Annotated in this window: 3 protein-coding genes; all 3 read right to left on the bottom strand. The window is 55.8% G+C overall.

Annotation, left to right across the window (positions count from 1 at the left end; genetic code table 11):
* Positions 1 to 922 (bottom strand): anti-phage ZorAB system protein ZorA (zorA, locus tag EOA24_RS33880; RefSeq protein WP_149998827.1); only part of this gene is annotated, 922 nt, incomplete at its 3' end.
* A 300-nt stretch (positions 923 to 1,222) separates the two neighbouring features.
* Entirely contained in the window at positions 1,223 to 1,387 is a 165-nt protein-coding gene (locus tag EOA24_RS42030; RefSeq protein WP_189354458.1) for a hypothetical protein, read from the bottom strand.
* Between the two features lie 308 nt (positions 1,388 to 1,695).
* Positions 1,696 to 2,193, bottom strand: coding sequence for a hypothetical protein (locus EOA24_RS33875; RefSeq protein ID WP_127410582.1), 498 nt, complete (start codon positions 2,191 to 2,193; stop codon positions 1,696 to 1,698).
* Between the last annotated feature and the right edge of the window lie 397 nt (positions 2,194 to 2,590).

Raw genomic sequence — 2,590 nt, 5'->3', positions numbered from 1 at the left:
GCCCAACACTGTCCGCCAGCCTCGAGAAATAACGGTCACTGTTGATTTCCTTGAGCTGATCCCGCTGATCCTTGCCGACCTCAAATGCCTTGGCAGCGATCGAGTTAGGGGACGAGTATTTCAGCTGGTGTTCCGCATCCTCACAGAACCGGGTCAACGCGGATTCGATCCAGATGACGAACCAGCGCGACGCCAGCGCGAAGACGATTGAAGTCGCGAGGCCTGCAATGGACGTCCAGAATTTGAACGACGCGACCTGCAGCAGTTCTTGTACCGCGGACTGCATCACTGCAGCATCGCTGGAGCCCGCAGCCGTCGCGGCCTTGTGAAGAGCGAGCACGATACCAACGAAGGTAAGCAGCAACCCGGTTCCGACAAAATAGCCCGAAATGCTGCTGATGACTTTCAGTCCCGGCAGGTTCTCCCTGATCATGGCGATGTTGATGAAGGCTTGCGGACGGATCGTGTTCTCGATCGGCTCTCCCTGATCAACTCGATCCTTCAACAAAGTGTCGTCGAATTCCTTCCAGGCCGATCCGACGAGCGGATGACGAAGTAGTCTTGGCTTTATCCGTTCCTCATAGGTGTTCGCGAAACCGAGTTCACCAGCGCGGCGATTGAGGATCCTGCGCGCTGATCCCATCGACATCTCGACCAGCAACACATGCATGATGAGAAAGGCCAGCAGAAGCGCCGTGCCCGCGACGCCGATGGCGAAAGCCAACGACGAGACGACGCCGGGATCCTCGATCAGCTTCGCAGCATCATCGACCCCACCTTCCATGCCGGATCGTCCCACCGCAACCAGCTTGGTCAACGAGAAAGCATCAAGATAATAGTCCGCCGAGTAAACGAAGGCCCCGGCAATCGTCCAAAACAGCAGAAATCTAAAAAGAGGATTCCACACGATTTTCGAGATCATTTCACCTACACCCCATCAACAATCGGGGCGCCCCATCCCTTCGGCCGAAGCCGCGCCGAATACTCCATCGTAAAATCGAGACTGATGGTCAATAAGGTATACGCTCAGCGATGAGTATCTGCCGGGCACTGTTGCGCATTTGACATCTCACCCATAGCCCGAGCGCAGGGAGACACATCGAAAACCCTGTGTGTAGCGGTTACATTTTCTATTTCATGGCTCGCCTGGGAATTTCTTTTCCCGAAAAACGCCTGGCTTTCACGCGGCAGCCACCGCAGTCGCGCAGCTCTGACCGCAGATTCAGCGATTGCGTCGTGCGACGCCCTTACGGATCAGCCGCATGGCCATTTCCAGATATCGGCAGAACCCGTTAGCAAGTTGCATCTGACGCCGCGTCAGTTCCATCAGCTCCGGCGTCGCTCGATCTGGACAAATTTCCTTCAGCGGCGCGAAGGCACCGACCATCCTTGGATGGCATTCCCGGCACAGCATCCATCGAGGATTGCGAACCTCAACGGTGTCGAAGATGGTTCGGATCCGGCGTGTCGTGTAGTCCTTGACCGCTCGGAACGTATGGCAATCCGGGCAAACCCGTGTCGCCAAATTCGTTTCGGCTCTCGATCGCAATCGTCCATTCCACCGCCATGGTTTTGTCTCCGATCAAAACGATGATGATGGACTGCTCGAGCCTACCAACCTGTGTTTGACCCCAGAGAAGTTACCGCTCTCCACCCACGGCGGCACGTGGAACGGCTGCAATGCCGACGAAGCCGTCATTTGGCCACGTGCAGGTCTTCCCACCTTATCCTGAGGAAAGGCTTCGCCGTTTTGGGAAGCTTCGAGCGATCGACCATCCGGGATGAGACTTCAAAATCCGCGTTGATCTTCACGACGAGCAGCTTGCTGAAGTTACCTGACACCTTCACGGCAACCTCGTCATTGGACTTGAACGGGGTGATGGTCTTGATCTCAACATGATCGTTGCCAAGCCTACCATCAGCACCCTGCGCATAGTTCTTGTTCAGCTTTATTCCGTACGTGATGGCGCCGAAGAGCTCCCCGATGTCTCCATACACATTGAGATGACGACCTGTCTCAACGTGGTAGCTTTCTGCCAGCGACAAGAGATCCTGAAAATACGGAATCAAAGATCTTATCGCATTAGGATACTTTGCTCGCCATTCCTGGTATCGAAGCTGTTCTTCCACGTCGGACCAGGAAACCCACTCTCCATCGTCATAGAACGCCCGATCCGAGATATCATCTTCCATTTCACACCCCTTGGAAGTCCGTACTGTATCGGAAGCCAATCAGCAAGATGCGGTCAAGTATGAGCGCTTCAGGCTCAATCGAGCCGCCCATTGCGTCTGCTCTCTATAACCGCACGGGGCGAAAGCTGCGTTGACGCTGCGCTCTACGGCCTTGCCTTCCTTCTCTTGGCGTCCGGTTGTGACGAGCCCGGCGCCAGGGGACATGCTGCGGCGGCTTGTGTCCACGTGGTCGATCTGTGAAGACTGTCGTTGGGAAAAGGAGGGGAAATCATGGACTGGCTTATCTGGATATGCATCGCTGTCGCGGTTCTCGGGGTGTTTGGGGCTATTTGGGATAGTCAGGACAAAGCGGCTGCGCGGGCCAGGACGGAGGGCAAGCTGGGGTCTGGGGTGAACT

Origin of the sequence: Mesorhizobium sp. M2A.F.Ca.ET.039.01.1.1 (assembly GCF_003998035.1) — a bacterium.
Classification (GTDB): Bacteria; Pseudomonadota; Alphaproteobacteria; order Rhizobiales; family Rhizobiaceae; genus Mesorhizobium.
Note: the sequence above shows the minus strand (reverse complement) of the source record. Positions and strands in the feature narration are given on the sequence as shown.